Here is a 19,287-nt window from a genome sequence, read left to right as displayed (position 1 = left end):
TATTTCTACTCCTGCGCCATTAATTGTTTAACAATTTCATCGCCTACTTGCGATGTATTTGAAGCTTGGTCTCTTTTATCTTCAGGCAGCAGTTCGCCAGTGAGTACGCCCTTTTCAAGAGTGGCGACCACGGCTTTTTCAATAGCATCTGCCGCGTCGTTTAAGTTCATACTGAAACGCAACATCATGGCTGCCGATAAAATTTGAGCGATGGGGTTTGCAATACCTTGCCCTGCAATATCCGGCGCTGAACCGCCTGCAGGCTCGTATAAACCAAACCCGTCTTCGTTCATACTTGCCGAAGGTAAAAGCCCCATAGAGCCCGTCATCATAGCGCATTCATCAGATACGATGTCGCCAAACAAGTTTGAACACAGCATGACGTCAAATTGCGCGGGGTTCTTCATTATTTGCATGGTGGCGTTGTCGATATAGATATGATCTAACTCAACATCGGGGAAGTCTTTGGCCACTTCTTCTGCCACTTCACGCCACAACCTGCTAGTAACCAATACATTGGCTTTATCTACTGAGGTGACTTTACCGCGACGCTTTTGTGCTGCTTCAAAGGCTGCGACGGCGATACGGCGAATTTCTCGTTTGCTGTAGCGCATCGTGTCGTAAGCAAACTCTTCCTCGCCTTCACCCTCACGACCTTTAGGCTGGCCGAAGTAAATGCCGCTGGTAAGTTCACGCACTACCAACACATCTACACCTGATTTAGCAATGTCTTCACGAAGTGGAGACAAACCTTCAAGGCCAGGGTAGATACGTGCAGGGCGCAAATTACTGAATAAATCGAAGTGGCTTCTTAAAGTAAGCAGTGCAGCGCGTTCGGGACGCTGTTCAAGTGGAAGCGTATCCCACTTAGGTCCGCCTATGCTGCCAAATAATATTGCGTCTGCTTGTTCACAACCTAACAGTGTTTTCGCTGGAAGGGCTTCGCCTTCGGTATCGATAGCAAAGCCACCAACGGGAAACTCGGTGCGATTTAGCGTAATGCTAAACTTCTTTTCTACAGCATCTAAGACCTTGTTGGCCTCTTGCATAACTTCTGGACCGATACCGTCTCCGGCTAATACGGCAATTGAAAACTGGCTCATTTACACTCCTACAACGCGTTCTTGTTGATTCTTTTGCTGATCAATCTGGTCGGCCAGATAAGTATTGTTCAGTACAAATATCAATGCTTTTACACCGGCCTCTACGATATCTGTGGCCAAGCCTATACCGTGGAATCGACGATCTTTATATGTGGCGATAACACTCACTTGCGCTAATGCATCTGCACCTTCGCCTTTTGAATCTAGTTTAAAGTCGACAACTTCTAAGTCTTCATGACCAAGAATAGAGATTATCGCTTTAAATGCGGCATCTACTGGTCCGTTACCTGTGCATGCCTGTGTAATCTCTTGTTCGCCCACTTTCATTTTTACGGTAGCGCTTGGGATAATCTCTCTACCCGAATTAGCTTGTAGATAAAGCAGTTGATAGTGCGCTTGGTCGTGCTTTTGCTTATCGAAAAACAACAGCGCCTCAAGGTCGTAGTCGTAAACCTGTCCTTTCTTATCAGCCAGCTTTAAAAACGCATCGTATACGGCCTCTAAATCAAACTCTTCAGGTTTGTAACCTAATTCAGTTAGTCTATGTTTGATAACATGGCGACCCGAACGAGAGGTTAGGTTTAGGTTGTTCTTATTAATGCCCACGCTCTCAGGCGTCATGATTTCATAGGTATTTTGCGCTTTTAAGACACCGTCTTGATGAATACCTGACGAGTGGCTAAAGGCGTTGGCTCCAACAATGGCTTTATTAGATTGCACCGGCATATTACACAGCTGGCTGACAAGTTTAGACGTACGTGAAATTTCCGTTGAATTGATATTAGTATCAATGCCAAGCAGCCCTTTTCGCGTTTGCAAAATCATTGCAATTTCTTCTAGCGACGCGTTACCCGCACGCTCACCAATACCATTTATAGTGCACTCCACTTGACGCGCACCTTGCTCTACTGCCGCCAGTGAATTAGCAACAGCCAAGCCTAAATCGTTGTGGCAATGTACAGAGATAATGGCTTTATCGATGTTAGGAACCCGATTGAACAACTGCTGAATAATCCCGCCGAATTCAGTGGGCGTAGTGTAGCCAACAGTATCCGGAATATTTACCGTTGTAGCGCCTGCGTGAATAGCAGCTTCAACCATACGGCAAAGGTAGTCGATATGTGTTCTGCCGGCGTCCTCACATGAAAACTCCACATCATCGGTGTATTTGCGGGCATGCTTTACCGCAGCCACGGCCATGTCTACCACATCATCATGAGATTTACGCAATTTGGCGCCAACGTGTATTTCCGATGTGGCAATAAAGGTATGAATTCTAAACTGATCAGCTACGCTTAGGGCTTGGCCGCATGCATCGATATCACCGGGAAGGGCGCGGGACAGACCGCAAATCACTGAGTTTTTGATTTCTTTGGCAATCAACTGTACTGATTGGAAGTCGCCAGGTGAAGACACAGGGAAACCGGCTTCAATAATATCTACACCTAGTCTCTCAAGCGCCAGTGCAATCTGTAACTTCTCTTTGGCACTTAGACTTGCTGGCAAGGCCTGCTCACCATCTCGCAACGTGGTATCAAAGATTTTCACTTGATTTGTCATGACGCTCTCTCAATTGAATAGTTAAAAAAAAACCCGTGCTGTGCACGGGTTTTTGTGTGATTAGTCGCTGGTCGCAATCTACCCGTGCAGTCTGGCTGCCTTGAGGAGTAGAGTAATTAGAAGAAAACGAATACGCATTTTTCGAAAATCTTTGCTGACCAAAATTGATAGCGACAATTTAACCATGTGAGCCTTGAACGTCAACCATTGTTTACCATATTGATTAAATTTTTATGAAAAAATTGATCTTAACGCTCATATTAGGATGGCTATCCTAATTGGTGGTGTGAGCTCTCTGGTTTTATGTGTTAAACGCCCGTTTGATTGCTGCTAATGCAGATTATGAGTTTGGCTTTTGAAATGGTTAGTATGTTTGTACTCTTTTTGACTGATATGAAGAAGTTATTAAATGAATTAATACTTATTATTTTTGTATTTTTATGCATGTTTGGTTTGGTATGGCATTACTAATGTCGCCTTAAAAGAAAAAGGGCGTAGACAAGTCCTTTATTTCAATAAGGTAAAGTTCTTCCAGTTTATTTGAGTAGACAGCCGCATTTCTCTAATAGACAGTGCACGAGGTGATACTCGAGATTTGAAGTTCCAAGCATGACCCGAGCAGGCGCTCGCCATGATGGTTTTCGTTGGTTTAAGAAGAGTTTTACTATCAAAAGTTCCGTAGCTTTCAAGTCCACTTTCACGAGGCTCTTCATCTGAGCTTTTAATGGAATGACTAGCCTGCTTATTTCTTCGATTCGCTTCCTGACTGTTTCCCCGATTGATTCCATCAACTGTAAACCAACCGTGTTTGTTCAAATGAACGACATCGTCTACCAACATCGTTTTGTCGATAGCGTCTAATTCAAGGTGAATACCTTCAATGGTTTTAACTAAGACCGGAACAATTAACCCATAGTCGGCATGTTTTCTAAACCATTGCGCTGTTGCATCAGCATTCTGTGGTAAACGGGGTGCAGATTTTGGCTGCTTGGCATACCAGCTTCCGTTATAGGTATCGGTAGAGAGTGGGGTGGGGTTGGTTACAAAATATCGAGCGACACTTCTAATATGATGAGGCAAGCCACCAATTCGGCGCTTAAGGATAGACGCATTGCTGATACCGCTGTGGGCAATAAACAAAAGTTCTCTTTCATATAGCGCCGTACACACTTCAGAAAACTGTGCGTGATTACCACCTAGCTCGCCTAAGTCGTTAAAAAAACCTGATTGTGTTTTTGGCGGATGACTGTTTGTGCTCACGTTAACATCGCGTTTTGACTGTCTCTGCACTAACCGTATCAAGAATACTGCGATCTCGCCACTGCTCGCTTATTAATTGCGCTAGAAGTGAAGAAAGAAGAAATGCATTTTGCGAAACGCCTGATCGGATTATGGTTCAGGCGGCGGCTTAGCGCGATGAGTATTATTAGCATAATTGATAATACTTTTTTTGCAAAAGTTAAATTGTCTGACCATCACTAAAACCATCCTCATCAACATCAAAATCAATATCAACATTCGTCTCACCTAATAAATTACCAATTACACATTTTTGGTAAGTTGCTGGGAAGGTGTTGTTTTTCCTTTTGTTATTTCAAAATCAGTAAATTAGCGGCCTAAGGGCCTGTTTCAATAAGGCTAAGTAAAATTTAAATAAAATTTACATTAAAAACAGTTTGGTATTACCAACTTTAGTCTTAATTCCGCTTTTTGTTTACATTCTTGGTTGACCAATAGCGTTTTTTGGCTTAACTTTGTGAACGCCTTGTGAACGTATTGTAAGTTTTTATCTGGCAGGGCATATGACGATGAAAAATAATTCTGTGATTCAGGTGGGCTAGTAACTCACTTTTCAATCCTTAAAGGAAACACAAATGGGACACAAACTATCCAAGATTACACTTGCCGTGCTGTCAGCTACATCACTCAATTTTGCCTCAATGGCCCATGCACAAGAGGCTGAAGAGCAAGGCAAGCAAGAAAAAGAAGTTGAAGTGATTGAAGTTTCAGGCATTCGCGCTTCACTCGCAAGCGCCCTGAACGAAAAGCGCTTTAGCAATAACTTAGTTGAAGTTATCGAAGCCGAAGATATTGGTAAGCTGCCTGATCAAAACTTAGCTGAAGTCCTCGAAAATATTACCGGTATTCAAATTACGCGTTCTGCTGGTGTTGGTACTGGCGTGCAAATTCGTGGTACAGACGCAAACAGAACAGAAATCAACGGTGTTTCAACAGTAGGTTCTGGCGCAGGTCGAAGCGGTATAAACTTCGAAGACGTGTCAGCTGCAATTATTGCAGGCCTTGAGGTAACGAAATCTCCAGATGCGAAAACTATCGAAGGTTCAGTCGGTGGTACCATCAATTTAAAAACTATTCGCCCTCTTCAACTTACTGAAAGACTTGCTGCCGTTCGAGTACAAGGCGAAAACAGTAGCCTTACAACAGACAGCACTTTCCAACCACGTTTTTCCGGGACTTTCGGTGATAACTGGGAAAACGACAACGGTAAGTTTGGTGTAGTAATAAGTGCAAGCTACGCAGAGCAGGATGTGACTGCATTCCGCCCACGTGCTGACCGAGATAACCTAGTAGCTACTGATAGTGGTTTTGCAAGTGCCCAGGCGTTCGACTTCCTTCCTATCCAGTTCTTCGTTCAAGACTATGATAACTTCGAATATGAAACTAAGAACTTTGTAGGTACGTTTGAGTGGGCGCCGAATGACAACTCTAGAGTATTCTTCGACGCGGTCATTAACGACCAAGAGCGTCGTCAAGAAAGCTCGCGAGTTCAGGCTTCAGGCGTTAGTGCACTTAATGACATTTCAGTACCTGATGAATATGAAACGGTTAACTTTGGCTCACTAGGTGGAAGAAACCTAGGTTCTGTAGAAGCGGCACTGCGTGGCGTCATTCCTGTAAACCTAGAGAATGATGATGACGATCCAAACCTTCGTTTTTCTAGCGATACAAACTCTCGTATCACCGACAGCAAAATATTCAGATTTGGTGGGGAATGGCAAGGCGACAAGTGGAGCATCTTCACTGAAATCGCGTCATCTTCATCAGATACTACAACGCCTAGCTTCAATACTACGCTTAACTTTATTAACCCTAATGCGCCATTAGACGCTGGTGGTGGTAACGATAATAGTGTGCCATTTGCATACGATTTATCAGGTGGTTCATTAGCATTTGGTATTGCAGAAGGTGCAGACTTTGCCCCAACCTCATCACAGTTGCTCGACCCTAACAACGTTGTATTGCGCGACGTGAACATTGGCCGTGATACAACTGAAAACTCTGAAGATGCATTTCGTGTAGATGCGTCTTATTACATCGATTCACTTATTACGTCAGTCGACTTTGGTTATCGATACAACAAATCTTCTAGTGTACGAGAAGATATTGGTACCAGCGTAGGTTTACGTACAATGGACGACAGCCCTCGCGGTAGCCTGTTTGCTGACCTTCTTGTTGCGGGTCCAGATAACTTTAATGATGCCGATGGCCGCCAGTTATTCGTAAAAGACTTCCTTTTGATTAATCCAGAGTTAGTTGCATCAGACCCAGATGGCGTTTTAGCAACACTTCAGTCTGCATTGACGACCCATGGTTCTAGCAGATCGTTAAGCCAACCGACAGCGTCATCATCTGGTTTCTTTGATATTGAAGAAGAGACTCATGCACTTTATGCACAAGCTAACTTCGAATACGAAATGTTCCGTGGTAATTTCGGTTTGCGCTATTTGCAAACTGACGTTACGTCATTAGGTAATTCAATTACTGAAGATGATGCCGGCAACGAGCTAGTGTCAAGAGTGACTAACAAAGGTGATTACGATTTCGTATTGCCACGTTTAAATATCGTTGCAGACGTTACCGACGATGTGGTTGTTCGCTTCGGTGCAGGTAAAGATATCCGCCGTCCAAACTACAACGACCTATCTACCTCTGTGGTTTACAGCACAAGTCCTAACCCGAATGTAGCGATTGGTAACCCTGGCCTAAGTCCTGAAGAAGTGACGTCATACGATTTATCAGCAGAATGGTATTTTGCAGAGGCTAGTGTTGTCAGTATCGGTATATTCCATAAAACACGTAAAGATCTTTTTGTTGACCAAATTGTCAGCCCATTCGAAGATCCAACCACTGGCTTCCGTGACCTAACCGACCCTTGTGAAGGCGGCGGTATCTTCAACCCTATTGCAGATATCAACGTGTTTGGTCCTGATTTAGGAACGGGTGTGTGCGTAGGTACAGAAACTAAAGTTAACGACACGGGTGAAACGACGCAAAAAGGTATTGAATTTGCTGTTCAGTATGACTTGTCAGGCTTTGAAAAAGAGCTAGGTTGGGCATCAGGTTTCGGTGTGTTGGCTAACTATACCATTCAAGAGTTCTCTGGTGGTGATACTGAAAATAGTGCGACCTCACGTGCCGCTAATGTATTTGCAGCAACAACGGGTAGCGAAGAGGAAGTATCTGCAGTTCAGGGCCTACTCAATCTTTCTGAAAATGCTTACAACTTCACGCTGTATTACGAAAAGTACGACTTTTCTGCACGCATGCGCTACACGTGGCGTGAAGCGTTCAGAACGGACGACTTCGGAAGTACTTCCAGTTTCCCTTGGGGCTTCCCCGCTGTTCAAGGGGATCGCGGCCAGCTTAACGCAAGCGTTACATACACTGTGAATGAAAACTTAAACGTTGGCATTGAAGCGGTGAATTTAACCGAGTCAGAAGTTGACCAGTATTGTGTAAATGAAAATGCCGTTCTTTGTTTCCAAGGATTGACTGATCGCCGCATCACTGTTGGCGCAAACTACAGATTCTAGAAGAGATACTGTAATCAAGGTTTGGCCTTTGTAACAAAAGGCCAAACCATTAACACTCAGCCATCATAATTTGGCCATTAACATATAGCGGAGCAACCTGCCTAACGTTGCAGTCATCCTACAGGTGATAAGCCGTAAATATCCCCTAAGGCGATTGTGACTTAGCGAGGCGTAATTAGCATTGAAACTGGATACTCAAGCGTTCATTCACCAATGTAATAAATGTATGAATATCCTACCTTTACTAACTTTTTATTTACCAATATTTAAATATAAACCTAGATTGGTTGACAAATTGGTATAATAAAAATAGACTTTTGTTATGTGCTTCCGGTTATCAATTAACACGGTTATCCCGAAGGGGCTAAATCGTTGAGCAGTCTCTAGCGTTATTAAGAAAGAATTTTATTAACCAGTGAATATACAAGACTTCACTGCTTAGAACTCAATACTAGTATCAAAATTTAGGAGTTATTCATGTCCAAACCAACGATCGGTTTTATCGGCCTAGGCCTAATGGGCGGCAATATGGTTGAGAACCTTCAGAAGAAAGGTTACTCAGTTACTGTAATGGATTTAAACAAGGACGCCGTTGAGCGTTGTGTAGCTCGCGGCGCGAATACAGCGTCTACGGGTAAAGAACTAGCTGAACAGTCAGATATCGTGATGTTTTGTTTAACAACATCAGACATCGTTGAAAAAGTGGTATACGCAGAAGATGGTGTCCTAGCGGGTATGAAAGCCGGTTCAGTATTGATTGACTTCGGTACATCAATTCCTGCTTCAACGCGCAAGATTGGCGCAGACTTAGCAGAGAAAGGCGCTGGTATGATTGATGCGCCGCTAGGCAGAACGCCTGCGCATGCAAAAGATGGCCTATTAAATATTATGGCGTCTGGCGATATGGAAACCTTCAACAAAGTTAAGCCGGTACTTGACGATCAAGGCGAAAATATTTTTCACCTTGGTGCATTAGGCGCAGGCCATACTACTAAGTTGATTAACAACTTTATGGGTATGACGACAGTATGTGCAATGTCACAGGCATTTGCAGTAGCCGAAAAAGCGGGTGTTGATAAACAGCAGCTTTTCGACATTATGTCTACAGGTCCGTCTAATTCACCGTTTATGCAGTTTTGCAAAAACTACGCGGTTGATGATGTTAGCGACTTAGGCTTTTCTATTGCTAACGCTAACAAAGACCTTGGATACTTCTTAAAAATGGTAGAAGACCTTGGTACTGAGTCGAAGATTGCTGAAGGTTCATCTGCTAACCTCAATGCTGCCGTCGATGCAGGGCTTAGCAACGGTAATGTGCCGGAAATTTTTGACTACTTCAAAACGCTAGCAAAGTAATAGCGAATCAAGGTAGATGAGCGCTCGAGATAGAGTATTGTATCAAGAGCGCTACGTTCCACTATCCTCAAACCTAACATCGTTTCTGTAAAAAATATGACATTTTTATTTGCCGTCTCGATAAAGTAAGAGTGTGTTATGCGATTAAGTACGGTCTATTTAGCAAGCTTATTATTCACAAGCGCTTCATTTCTCTCATTTTCTATTGATGCTGCCGACTACGTTGTTTCCTCTCAAGATGAATATAAAAACGTTTCAGGTAATCTAACGCCTGGCGACACTATCATTTTAACGTCTGGTGTCTGGCAAGATTTCGAAATATTGCTAGAAGGTAAAGGTACGAGCGAGGCGCCAATCATCTTAAAAGCAGAATCAAAAGGTGATGTAGTATTATCGGGCAAGTCAAACTTAAGGTTGGCAGGGGAGCACCTCGTTGTTTCTGGTCTAGTGTTTAAGAATGGTTACACGCCAACTAGCGCCGTTATTGCATTTCGCAAGAATAAAGAAAGTTACGCCAATCACTCTCGCGTAACAGATGTTGTTATTGATAACTTTAACAATCCAGACAAGCAAGAATCCGATTATTGGGTTGCTCTTTATGGTAAGCACAACCGCTTCGATCACAACCACCTAGAGGGTAAGCGCAACAAAGGCGTGACGGTTGCTGTTCGTCTTAACTCAGAGGCCAGCCAAGAAAACTACCACACCATAGACCACAATTATTTTGGCTATCGCCCCACGTTCGGTTCAAACGGCGGTGAAACCCTTCGTATTGGAACCAGTCACTTCTCCCTCACTAATTCATACACGATGGTAGAGAATAATATTTTCGAACAAACTAACGGTGAAGTAGAAATCATCTCTGTGAAATCTGGCAAAAATACATTGCGCGGAAATGTATTTTTATCGGCTAGAGGCACACTGACGCTTCGCCATGGCAATGGCAATATCGTTGAGAATAACGTGTTTCTTGGCAACGAGGTTGCGCATACCGGTGGCATCCGCGTTATCAACAAAGATCAGGTGATCAGAAATAACTACTTAGAAGGCCTTAAGGGCTATCGCTTTGGAAGTGGCTTCACCATTATGAATGGGGTTCCCAATTCGCCAATTAACCGCTACCACCAAGTAGAAAACGCAACAATCACAAATAACACGTTCGTCAACGTTGACCATATTCATCTTGCTGCAGGCAGCGACGCCGAGCGAAGTGCTGCGCCTAAATCCACTATTTTTAAAGACAATGTGGTTTATAACCAAAACGACACACAGCCATTTTCTATTTTCGATGATGTTAGCGGTATTTCCTTCCGTAATAATGTCACTAATACAGAAACTGCAAAACCCATTGCGCGCGGATTTGATAAGCAAAAACTGTCACTGAAAAGAGCGGCAAACGGACTTTTTTACGCTGAAGGTACTGCTCAAGGAGTTGCTAAATCTTTATCAGTGGTCAGTAAAGATAGCGTAGGAACATCCTACTACCCCAAAACGGTAGTCTCTGATGATTTCGATGCGGGCAACACTATTGTCGTTGAAGCCTCCGCAAACGCGTTAAAAAATGCCATAGCAACAGCACAAAATGGTGATGTGTTAGAGCTTGCTGAGGGAGAGTTTGTTGTACCGTCTGTACTCTACATTGATGACGCTATCACTATTAAAGCGCGAAATTTGCATAAAACCACCCTGTATTTTGAGCGCACTGCGCTATTTGAAATTCGTGACGGGGGAAGCCTAAAACTAGAAGGCCTGGTTATTTCTGGTGCACAAAGCCCTGATTCCTCTGGCAACAGTGTGGTACGTACAAAGAAATGGGGCATGGTAAACAATTACCGATTCACACTAGCAAACACCATTGTGAAAGACCTTGATATTAACCACTCGTTCTCATTCTTTACCTCTGGAAAAGGGGCCTTTGCTGATGCAATAACCCTTTCTAATAATACTTTTACATCGGTTTCAGGAGATATTCTTCGCCTAGATAAAGAAATTGAAGATTTTGGTATTTACAACGCTGAATACGTGACGCTTAAGCAAAATACATTTACAAATATACAAGGTGGCGTACTTAAGCTGTATCGAGGTGGTACTGATGAAAGTACATTTGGCCCGCACTTACTGATGACCAACAACGTGCTAAATAATGTGGGTAACGGTAAGCGCAACAAAAAAGGGGCTAGCGTGTTCTTACACGGTGTGCAGGTTACTGATGTAAAGAGTAATGAGTTTATTCAGTCAGCACCTCTTATCATTGACCACACGGTTGGCGAGCCTGTCACTTCTGTAATCGATAATACGTTTACGGCCACACCCACAATACAAATCCAAGAACTTCATGCCGAAGGACCACATACCGCAATACTAAAAAATAATAGTGTTGCGGGAAAGGAAGCGAGTAACCTATGAAAAAGCTAGCAATTATATCGTGCGCCACAGCAGTGTTGTTATTTGCCGCGTCATCGCTGTCGTTCCAATCGCAGGCTGCCCACCCTAACTTAGTAATTACTGAAAGTGATGTGGTTGACATGAGAGCCGCCGTGAAGGAAGGAGGTCGCTTTTCAAATGCCTATCATGCACTTAAGGCAAACATCGACTTTTACATGACCCAGCCAAATGTTGTACCTGTGCCAAAAGATGGTGGCGGCGGTTACACCCACGAACGTCATAAGAAAAACTATCAGCTTATGTACAACGCTGGCGTGCTGTATCAAATCAGCCAAAATGAAGCTTACGCCAACTACGTTAAAGATTTACTGCTCGATTACGCTGCACTGTACCCTACACTTGATGTGCACCCAAAACGAAAAGTAAAGTCGCAAAACCCTGGAAAGCTGTTTTGGCAGAGCCTAAATGAAGCCGTTTGGCTAGTGAATACTATTCAAGCCTACGATTTGGTTTATACGGCGCTAAGTGATGGTGAACGTGCAACTATAGAAAACAAGCTGTTAAAGCCAGTTGCACTATTTCTCTCTGAAGGCCAGCCCTCTACGTTTAACAAAGTGCACAATCACGGCACTTGGGCTACCGCTGGTGTAGGTATGGCCGGATACGTGATGGGCGAACCAGAATGGGTAGAGAAGGCGTTATACGACCTTAAAAAGTCGGGTAAAGGCGGGTTCCTGCGTCAGCTTGATACACTGTTCTCACCTCAGGGCTACTATAACGAAGGCCCTTATTACCAGCGCTATGCACTCATGCCCTTTGTTACTTTTGCCAAAGCGATTGAAAACAATCAACCTGAGAGAGACGTGTTCGACTATCGTGATGGGGTTTTACTTAAAGCCATTGATACCACCATACAGCTTAGCTATAACGGTTTATTCTTCCCCATCAACGATGCTATCAAAAGCAAGGGGATCGATACTATCGAACTGGTTTATGGTGTTGCGGTAGCGTACGGGCGAACAGGTGATACAGCCTATTTAGACATTGCTGATAAGCAAGACCAAATTGTATTAACTGGCGACGGTGTAAAGGTAGCAAAAGCGTTAGATGATGGTTTAACTACACCTTATAGCTTCCGCTCAGTCGCATTTGGCGATGGCAAAGATGGCGATGAAGGCGCTTTGGTCGTCATGCGCAGCGAGAAAAATGGTGATTCTGCAGTACTGTTTAAACCCGCTGCTCAAGGGTTAGGCCACGGCCATTTCGATAAACTCACATGGCAGTTCTATGATGCAGGTGAAGAAATCGTATCTGATTATGGCGCTGCTCGCTTTTTAAATGTGGAAGCAAAGTTTGGTGGTCGTTATCTGCCGGAAAACAACAGCTATGCTAAACAAACCGTTGCGCATAACACGATAGTGGTGGATGAAAAAAGTCATTTCAATGGTAACGTCAAAGTAGGCAATCGCAATGCACCAACCTTAAATTTCTTTGAAAGTAATGCCTTTGGAACGATAGCCAATGGAGAGATTGAAACGGCCTATGATGATGTGTCGCTAGAAAGAACGTTGGCGCTAATTGACCTTCCAAAAATAGACAAAACGGTAGCGCTGGATATTTTCGACGTGACCTCATCAAGTAAGCATCAGTTCGACCTTCCGCTTCATTACAAAGGGCATCTAATTGATACCAGCTTTCCAATGACGGCAAACACATCTTCACTTCCAGCCTTAGGCAAGGACAACGGTTATCAGCACCTTTGGCTTAAGGCTCAGGGAATGGTTGAAGACACCTTGTCAAGAGTGACCTGGCTTAATGAAAATGGACACTTCTATTCTCAACTAAGCTTAGTGACTTCTCCAGAAACCTTTTTATTCACGCAGCTTGGTGCTGGCGACCCTAATTTTAACCTTCGAAATGAAAATGGATTTATTCGCAGAGTAGAGGGTGTTTCATCTCACCAGTTTGTGTCTGTGCTTGAGCCTCATGGGAGCTACAACCCAAGCAAGGAGTTTACGCTTAATGCATCAAGCTCAATAACGGCGCTTTCAATGGATGAAGAGTCTGGGATTGTGCTGGTTACACTAACTGCCGCCGAGCATACGTTTCTGATTGCGATAGACAAGCGAAGCGCCGCTGCAGATGAATCAAATTCTTTCACTTTTAACAAAACTTCATATTCTCTTGATGGCCGATTTGCCGTTTATGAGCTGTAACACGATTAGGAATAGATATTATGAATAAGCAAAGCGAACACTTTTTATTCGGCAATGAAACACCGATTGAAGACTTAGGTAATGGTCTAAAGCGCCAAATGCTAGGATTCAACCACGAGCTGATGGCAGTTAAAGTGTTTTTTGATAAAGGCGCTGAGGGTTACACCCATAAACATCGTCACTCACAGGTGACCTATGTTGAGTCAGGTGAGTTCCATTTCAGCATTGGCGGTGAGATGAAAATTCTCAAAGCGGGTGATAGCTGTTTAATTCCTCCCCATGTGGAGCATGGTGCAGTATGCCCAACAGGTGGTGTGTTAATTGATACATTTAGTCCTGCACGCGAAGACTTTGTAGGGGAATAGCCATGAAAGTAAACGGCTTACGCTGGTGGGTAATAGCGCTTATAGCGCTTGCTACCATCATTAATTACATCGACCGTCAGGCGCTGAGTGTGCTGTGGCCGGATATTGTTGAAGACTTGTTCCCAGATAAAAATGCACTGGAACGAAAACAAATTTACGCCAATATTTCCATTGTGTTTGTGTTCGCCTACGCCTTTGGTCAAGCCATTTTTGGCAAGGTGTTTGACTGGGTAGGCACTCGACTAGGCTTCGTTCTGTCTATTGGTGTGTGGTCACTGGCTACCGTGTTACATGCCTTTGCACAAGGTGTACTTAGCTTTAGTTTCTTCCGCGCTATTCTTGGTATTGCCGAAGCGGGTAACTGGCCGGGCGCTGCGAAGGGTAATGCTGAGTGGTTCCCCACCAAAGAGCGTGCATTGGCACAGGGGATTTTCAATTCAGGTGCCGCTATCGGTGGCATAATTGCTATTCCTGCTATAGCGCTACTTACCATCTACTTTAATTGGCAAATGGTGTTTGTGATTGTAGGTGCAATTGGCTTCCTATGGTTGGTTCCATGGCTTATTTTGGTGAAGTCGCCGCCAGGCAGTCACCCTTGGATAACGGAAGAAGAAAAGCAGTATATTCTCACCGGCCAGCGCGCAGAAGATAAAGACGAGCATGGAAATGCGTGTGAAGAGTACAACCCATCTACCGCTGAGTTATTAGGCCATAAAGAAAGCTGGGGCGTTATTATTGCGTCAGCTGCCATTGACCCTATTTGGTGGTTATTTGTTTTCTGGATTCCTATCTATCTTAACGAAGTGTATGGCATGGACGTACAGTCTATTGGCTTATACGGTTGGGTGCCTTATGTGGGCGCCATGTTTGGAGCTTGGTTTGGTGGTCTGCTTGCGCAAAACAGACTGAAAGCAGGTTGGAACATCAACAAAACCAGAAAGCTCACTATCACGTTAGGCTGCCTTATCATGCTACCCGCGTTGCTGGCGATGGCAAATCCTGGCGCTCCCGTCATTGCGGTATTGATCATGGCCGTGATTTTGTTTGGATTTCAAACCGCAATCGGAAACGTTCAAACACTACCTAGCGATTTACTTGGAAGAAAAGCGGTGGGTACGTTATCTGGATTTTCTGGTATGGCCGCAAAGCTCGGTGCCGTGGGACTCACATCATTGGTGCCCTTCTTGACCGCTGATGGCAATTATACCCCTGCTTTTGTTATTGGTGCCTCGTTAGCCATTATTGCTATGGCTGCTGTGTGGTTCCTTATCCCTAAAGTTGAGCCGTTAAAAAGGTTGAAATAACGCTAGCAGTGCCCCGCTTTTCAGTGGGGCAGGCAGCTGACCTCACAACGTAAATTGAGTGCAAATAATGAAAAAAATCTGCTTTATGGGCGAATGCATGGTTGAGCTGCGTCCGGTCGAGCCTCAAAAGCTGAATCAGTCATTTGCTGGTGATGTTTATAACTCCGCGGTTTACTTAACACGTTGTTTTAACGATGTTAGCGCGTCAATGTTAACCGCTGTTGGAAGCGACAGACTAAGCAACGAGATGATAGCTCGATTCAAGCAAGACGACCTTGATACATCGTATGTGTTTCAACATGAGACTCGCTCCACGGGCCTTTACTTAATTGAAACTGACGAAACAGGCGAACGCAGCTTCACCTATTGGCGCAGTGAGTCTGCTGCGAAACAAATAATGTCGTTTATTACACAAGCGCAAATAGATTCGCTTAGTGACCTAGACCAATTTGTATTTTCTGGAATATCCATAGCAATTATTGAAGCTGGCGATAGAGAAGCGTTTTGGCAGTTCCTCAACACACTGAAATCAAAAGGGGTTCAAATTGTTTTTGACCCTAATTACCGCGCTCGATTGTGGAAAAACGAGTCTGAGGCAGTGGTTAATTTCGACCGCGCCTTTGAACTCTGTGACGTCACACTTGCTGGGGTAGAAGACTTAACTTCTCTTTATGGTGTTCACACCTCTGAAGAGGTGCTGAGCCTGTGTCAAAAGCACGATATCGACGAAATCATTGTAAAAGATGGACCTTCCTCAGTTATTTCGTGTTTCGACAACGAATGTTTAGAGCACGCAATCACTCCCGTCACCAACGTTGTTGATACCACATCAGCAGGTGATGCCTTTAATGGCGTGTATTTGGGCGCAAGGCTTTCGGGTAGCACTATCAGTGAGGCGATTTCACTTGCCGCTAAAGCAGCTGGAATAGTTATTCAACATCCAGGAGCTATTGTTCCGAAGGGGCTGGTAGAGAAGGTCATTAGTTGAGCAGGCCATTAATAGATAAAGTTGTCACAAGCTAGAAAATAGCAGCCGATGGTACAGACACGCTATCCACATGCTTTCCTAGCGCCTCAAAAGAGACGAAAGAAGGCGCGAACGAAATGACAAGAAAACGCGCAATTACACAATAGATACTGCACTTATGCACTTATGCACTTATGAACTGATCTCGAGGCTTTTGCCACGACGAAACAATATGGAGATTTTCAAATGACCCGTTTTTCTGAATTAATGTCGGGACAGACTCTACTGCCCATTATCCAAGCCAATTCGAGTGAAGAAGGTGTGAACATCGCTAAAGCGATGGCTGAGGCTGGTCTTAATTTAGTAGAAGTGGTTCTTCGTACTGAGGCATCACTTGATGCATTAACCGCTATCAAAAAAGAAGTCCCTTCACTATGCGTTGGCGCAGGGACAGTGATTAATAAAGATATTTTGAAGAAGGCCATTGATGCTGGCTCTGACTTTATTGTTACACCCGCGGTATCAAGAGGGCTTTTAGCTGACCTTTCATCTTGCGGGTTACCCGTGCTTCCAGGTGTGTCCAATACAGGCGATATATTACTTGCGCTAGAAGCGGGCTTTGAAGAGCAAAAACTTTTTCCTGCGTCACTTTCTGGTGGGGCACCTTTTTTGAGTGCAGTCTCCTCGGTATTTAAATCGGTTTCTTTCTGTCCGACTGGTGGTGTAAACCAGAACAATCAATCTGACTATCTCTCCTTGCCCAATGTTTTTGCCGTAGGTGGTACATGGGTAGCCAAGAAAGAATGGGTTGCAGAAGGTAACTGGCAAGCGGTTACTGACGCGTGTCGAGAAGCAATAAAAGGCTAATTATTATGGATAGTATAAGGTCTACCATTAAACCCGGAGTAGCGCTTGGTGAAGAAGTGTCATCGCTGTACGCTCATGCACGGCATAACGAGTATGCTTTTCCTGCGGTAAATGTTATTGGCACGCAGTCAATTAACGCAACGCTAGAAGCGGCTAAAAGAGTCAATTCTCCCGTTATTATTCAACTTTCACATGGCGGTGCGCAGTTTTTCTGCGGTAAAGGCTTGTCACTACCGGCAGACGAGAGAGCCGTTATCGGTGCGGTGGCTGCAGCTAATTATGTCCACCAGGTCGCTGAAAAATACGATGTAGCAGTGATGCTTCATACCGATCACGCCGCAAAAAAGTTGCTTCCTTGGATTGATGGCCTCCTTGATGAAGGAGAGAAGCATTATGCGCAAACTGGAAAGCCTCTATTTAGCTCGCACATGATAGACCTTTCAGAGGAATCTTTAGAGGAAAATATTGAAATTTGCGCTAAGTATCTCTCGAGGATGGCAAAGATTGGAATGACCCTTGAGATAGAGCTTGGCTGCACAGGTGGCGAGGAAGATGGTGTTGATAATAGCGATATGGACAATGCCATGCTGTACACCCAGCCTGAAGATGTTGCCTATGCATTTAAAGAGTTAAGTAAAGTCAGCGATAATTTTATCATTGCTGCCTCGTTTGGAAATGTTCACGGCGTTTATAAGCCTGGAAATGTGGTTCTGACCCCCCAAATTCTTAAAGATTCCCAGCACTATGTTTCGCAACAGTTTTCGCTCCCTGAAAACAGTCTGAATTTTGTCTTTCATGGCGGTAGTGGTTCAGAGCCTGAGAAAATCAAAGAATCGTTGGGGTATGGTGTAGTAAAAATGAACATCGATACCGATACCCAGTGGGCAACGTGGGAAGGCGTGCTTGATTACTACAACGATAAATCTGGCTACTTACAAGGGCAAATTGGCAACCCTGATGGCGACGATAAGCCTAATAAGAAGTTTTACGACCCCCGTGTGTGGTTGCGACATGCAGAAACCAACATGGCCAAAAGACTTGAGCAGTGTTTTGCTGATTTAAATTGTATAGGGCGCTACAAATAATGCGTCGGTTAATACCTGTACTTAAAAAAGACGGTGTTGAAACTGACCTAATAATGTTGATTAGGACGGTGCTTGCTGCATGCAAAGAAATTTCTTTTCGCGTATCACAGGGCGAACTTGCTGGCGTATTAGGGTCGTCCTTAAATGAGAATATTCAAGGTGAAGTGCAAAAGAAGCTCGATATTCTGTCTAATCAATTACTCAAAGACATACTGCTTGACGATGATGCGGTGAGAACCATTGCGTCCGAGGAAGAAGATAGCGTAGTAAGCGGAAACCCAAACGGTAAGTATATTGTTGCCTTCGACCCGCTAGATGGAAGCTCAAATGTTGATGTTAATGGGCAGATAGGCACTATTTTCACTATCTATGAGGCAAGAGACGATGTGCCCTGCGACAGTGATGAGCAATTCCTGCAGCCTGGCAATAAGCAGGTGTGCGCAGGGTATGTATTGTATGGCCCTTCTTCGATGCTAGTGATGACCACGGGAGGGCCTACTCGCTGCTACACATTGGATAATACTCACGGTGGATTTTTACTGACAAGAGACGCGTTAGAAGTACCAGGAGAAAGTAAAGAGTTTGCAGTCAACATGCTCAACTATCGATACTGGTCTGAATCAGTTAAACGCTTCTTTGACGACGTTCTCTATGCATCAGACAATTACGCCGGCAGCTCACTTCGGTGGAATGCTGCTATGGTCGGCGATATTCACAGAGTCTTGTGTAGGGGAGGCGTTTTTTTATATCCCCAAGATGCAAGGCCGGGGAATCAAAATGGAAAGTTAAGGCTGCTTTATGAAGCAAACCCGCTGGCCTTTTTGGTAGAGCAAGCCAAGGGAAGCGGGACGGCTAATGGCGAAAGAATATTAGACATACAGCCACGCGGCATTCATCAACGTGTTCCCGTAGCGATGGGCTCTAGCGTGCCAGTTTCTGCTTATAACTCGCAAACGTAATAGCTAACCAAATACGGTAGAAATAGAGGTGTAAATGCACGCTTCGGCCTTACCAAAATACGTTGCTAAGCATTAAGGATAAATGCTTTTGACCGTTTATTGTGCGATTGTTAAGTGAGTATAAATTGTGTTGTTTGAATGCCCATGTTAGTAAAATACTGATTATTTCGTTCTTTTGCGTTTTTTAAGTAGGCTGAAATATGCACGAATTGAAATATTACCAATTGCGTGTATATTGGCGGAAAAAAGATGGCATAATATGCGTTTGAATGCGCACTACATGGA

At 44.1% G+C, this 19,287-nt stretch carries 13 protein-coding genes; 10 read left to right on the top strand and 3 right to left on the bottom strand.

Annotated elements, in window-relative coordinates:
- Window positions 1–5: 5 nt before the first annotated feature.
- The 3 genes from leuB to AC27HD_RS05990 form a co-directional block, all read right to left on the bottom strand.
- The gene (gene leuB / locus AC27HD_RS06000) at window positions 6–1,103 is read right to left on the bottom strand and encodes a 3-isopropylmalate dehydrogenase (RefSeq protein ID WP_287010945.1); all 1,098 of its coding nucleotides are present in this window, start codon (window positions 1,101–1,103) and stop codon (window positions 6–8) included.
- Window positions 1,104–2,663: a 2-isopropylmalate synthase gene (gene leuA / locus AC27HD_RS05995; RefSeq protein ID WP_032094287.1), complete on the bottom strand. Its 1,560-nt coding sequence runs from the start codon at window positions 2,661–2,663 to the stop codon at window positions 1,104–1,106. It lies immediately after the preceding gene.
- A gap of 507 nt (window positions 2,664–3,170) precedes the next feature.
- Window positions 3,171–3,923: a hypothetical protein gene (locus AC27HD_RS05990; protein ID WP_487104442.1), complete on the bottom strand. Its 753-nt coding sequence runs from the start codon at window positions 3,921–3,923 to the stop codon at window positions 3,171–3,173.
- A 614-nt stretch (window positions 3,924–4,537) separates the two neighbouring features.
- Between AC27HD_RS05990 and AC27HD_RS05985 the strand changes: the two genes are divergently transcribed.
- The 10 genes from AC27HD_RS05985 to AC27HD_RS05940 all read left to right on the top strand — a co-directional run bounded on the left by AC27HD_RS05985 (window position 4,538) and on the right by AC27HD_RS05940 (window position 19,002).
- Window positions 4,538–7,498 carry a TonB-dependent receptor gene (locus AC27HD_RS05985; protein ID WP_487104440.1) on the top strand — a complete coding sequence of 987 codons (2,961 nt, stop codon included), beginning with the start codon at window positions 4,538–4,540 and terminating at the stop codon, window positions 7,496–7,498.
- A gap of 477 nt (window positions 7,499–7,975) precedes the next feature.
- Window positions 7,976–8,854, top strand: coding sequence for an NAD(P)-dependent oxidoreductase (locus AC27HD_RS05980; RefSeq protein WP_487104438.1), 879 nt, complete (start codon window positions 7,976–7,978; stop codon window positions 8,852–8,854).
- A gap of 138 nt (window positions 8,855–8,992) precedes the next feature.
- Window positions 8,993–11,260 carry a polysaccharide lyase 6 family protein gene (locus tag AC27HD_RS05975; protein ID WP_487104436.1) on the top strand — a complete coding sequence of 756 codons (2,268 nt, stop codon included), beginning with the start codon at window positions 8,993–8,995 and terminating at the stop codon, window positions 11,258–11,260.
- On the top strand, window positions 11,257–13,455 hold the full coding sequence (locus AC27HD_RS05970; RefSeq protein ID WP_487104434.1) for a heparinase II/III domain-containing protein: 2,199 nt from the start codon (window positions 11,257–11,259) through the stop codon (window positions 13,453–13,455). The genes AC27HD_RS05975 and AC27HD_RS05970 overlap by 4 nt, the downstream gene beginning before the upstream one ends.
- Window positions 13,456–13,475: 20 nt before the next feature.
- On the top strand, window positions 13,476–13,820 hold the full coding sequence (locus tag AC27HD_RS05965; protein WP_349377974.1) for a cupin domain-containing protein: 345 nt from the start codon (window positions 13,476–13,478) through the stop codon (window positions 13,818–13,820).
- Window positions 13,821–13,822: 2 nt separating this feature from the next.
- The gene (locus AC27HD_RS05960) at window positions 13,823–15,124 is read left to right on the top strand and encodes an MFS transporter (protein WP_032094294.1); all 1,302 of its coding nucleotides are present in this window, start codon (window positions 13,823–13,825) and stop codon (window positions 15,122–15,124) included.
- Between the two features lie 67 nt (window positions 15,125–15,191).
- Window positions 15,192–16,112, top strand: coding sequence for a sugar kinase (locus AC27HD_RS05955; RefSeq protein WP_487104431.1), 921 nt, complete (start codon window positions 15,192–15,194; stop codon window positions 16,110–16,112).
- A 225-nt stretch (window positions 16,113–16,337) separates the two neighbouring features.
- Window positions 16,338–16,958: a bifunctional 4-hydroxy-2-oxoglutarate aldolase/2-dehydro-3-deoxy-phosphogluconate aldolase gene (eda, locus tag AC27HD_RS05950; protein ID WP_487104429.1), complete on the top strand. Its 621-nt coding sequence runs from the start codon at window positions 16,338–16,340 to the stop codon at window positions 16,956–16,958.
- A gap of 5 nt (window positions 16,959–16,963) precedes the next feature.
- Window positions 16,964–18,043, top strand: coding sequence for a class II fructose-bisphosphate aldolase (gene fbaA, locus AC27HD_RS05945; protein ID WP_487104427.1), 1,080 nt, complete (start codon window positions 16,964–16,966; stop codon window positions 18,041–18,043).
- The gene (locus AC27HD_RS05940; protein WP_487104426.1) at window positions 18,043–19,002 is read left to right on the top strand and encodes a class 1 fructose-bisphosphatase; all 960 of its coding nucleotides are present in this window, start codon (window positions 18,043–18,045) and stop codon (window positions 19,000–19,002) included. Before fbaA ends, AC27HD_RS05940 begins: the two co-directional genes overlap by 1 nt.
- Window positions 19,003–19,287 lie beyond the last annotated feature (285 nt).

The organism is Alteromonas sp. 4NS20-0143 (assembly GCF_057542855.1).
This window is presented reverse-complemented; position numbering and strand designations above follow the sequence as displayed.

Bases quoted from the DNA above. Each gene is read 5' to 3' on its own strand.
- leuB (WP_287010945.1), bottom strand. From the start codon at position 1,103: ATGAGCCAGTTTTCAATTGCCGTATTAGCCGGAGACGGTATCGGTCCA.
- leuA (WP_032094287.1), bottom strand. From the start codon at position 2,663: ATGACAAATCAAGTGAAAATCTTTGATACCACGTTGCGAGATGGTGAG.
- AC27HD_RS05985 (WP_487104440.1), top strand. From the start codon at position 4,538: ATGGGACACAAACTATCCAAGATTACACTTGCCGTGCTGTCAGCTACA.
- AC27HD_RS05980 (WP_487104438.1), top strand. From the start codon at position 7,976: ATGTCCAAACCAACGATCGGTTTTATCGGCCTAGGCCTAATGGGCGGC.
- AC27HD_RS05975 (WP_487104436.1), top strand. From the start codon at position 8,993: ATGCGATTAAGTACGGTCTATTTAGCAAGCTTATTATTCACAAGCGCT.
- AC27HD_RS05970 (WP_487104434.1), top strand. From the start codon at position 11,257: ATGAAAAAGCTAGCAATTATATCGTGCGCCACAGCAGTGTTGTTATTT.
- AC27HD_RS05965 (WP_349377974.1), top strand. From the start codon at position 13,476: ATGAATAAGCAAAGCGAACACTTTTTATTCGGCAATGAAACACCGATT.
- AC27HD_RS05960 (WP_032094294.1), top strand. From the start codon at position 13,823: ATGAAAGTAAACGGCTTACGCTGGTGGGTAATAGCGCTTATAGCGCTT.
- AC27HD_RS05955 (WP_487104431.1), top strand. From the start codon at position 15,192: ATGAAAAAAATCTGCTTTATGGGCGAATGCATGGTTGAGCTGCGTCCG.
- eda (WP_487104429.1), top strand. From the start codon at position 16,338: ATGACCCGTTTTTCTGAATTAATGTCGGGACAGACTCTACTGCCCATT.
- fbaA (WP_487104427.1), top strand. From the start codon at position 16,964: ATGGATAGTATAAGGTCTACCATTAAACCCGGAGTAGCGCTTGGTGAA.
- AC27HD_RS05940 (WP_487104426.1), top strand. From the start codon at position 18,043: ATGCGTCGGTTAATACCTGTACTTAAAAAAGACGGTGTTGAAACTGAC.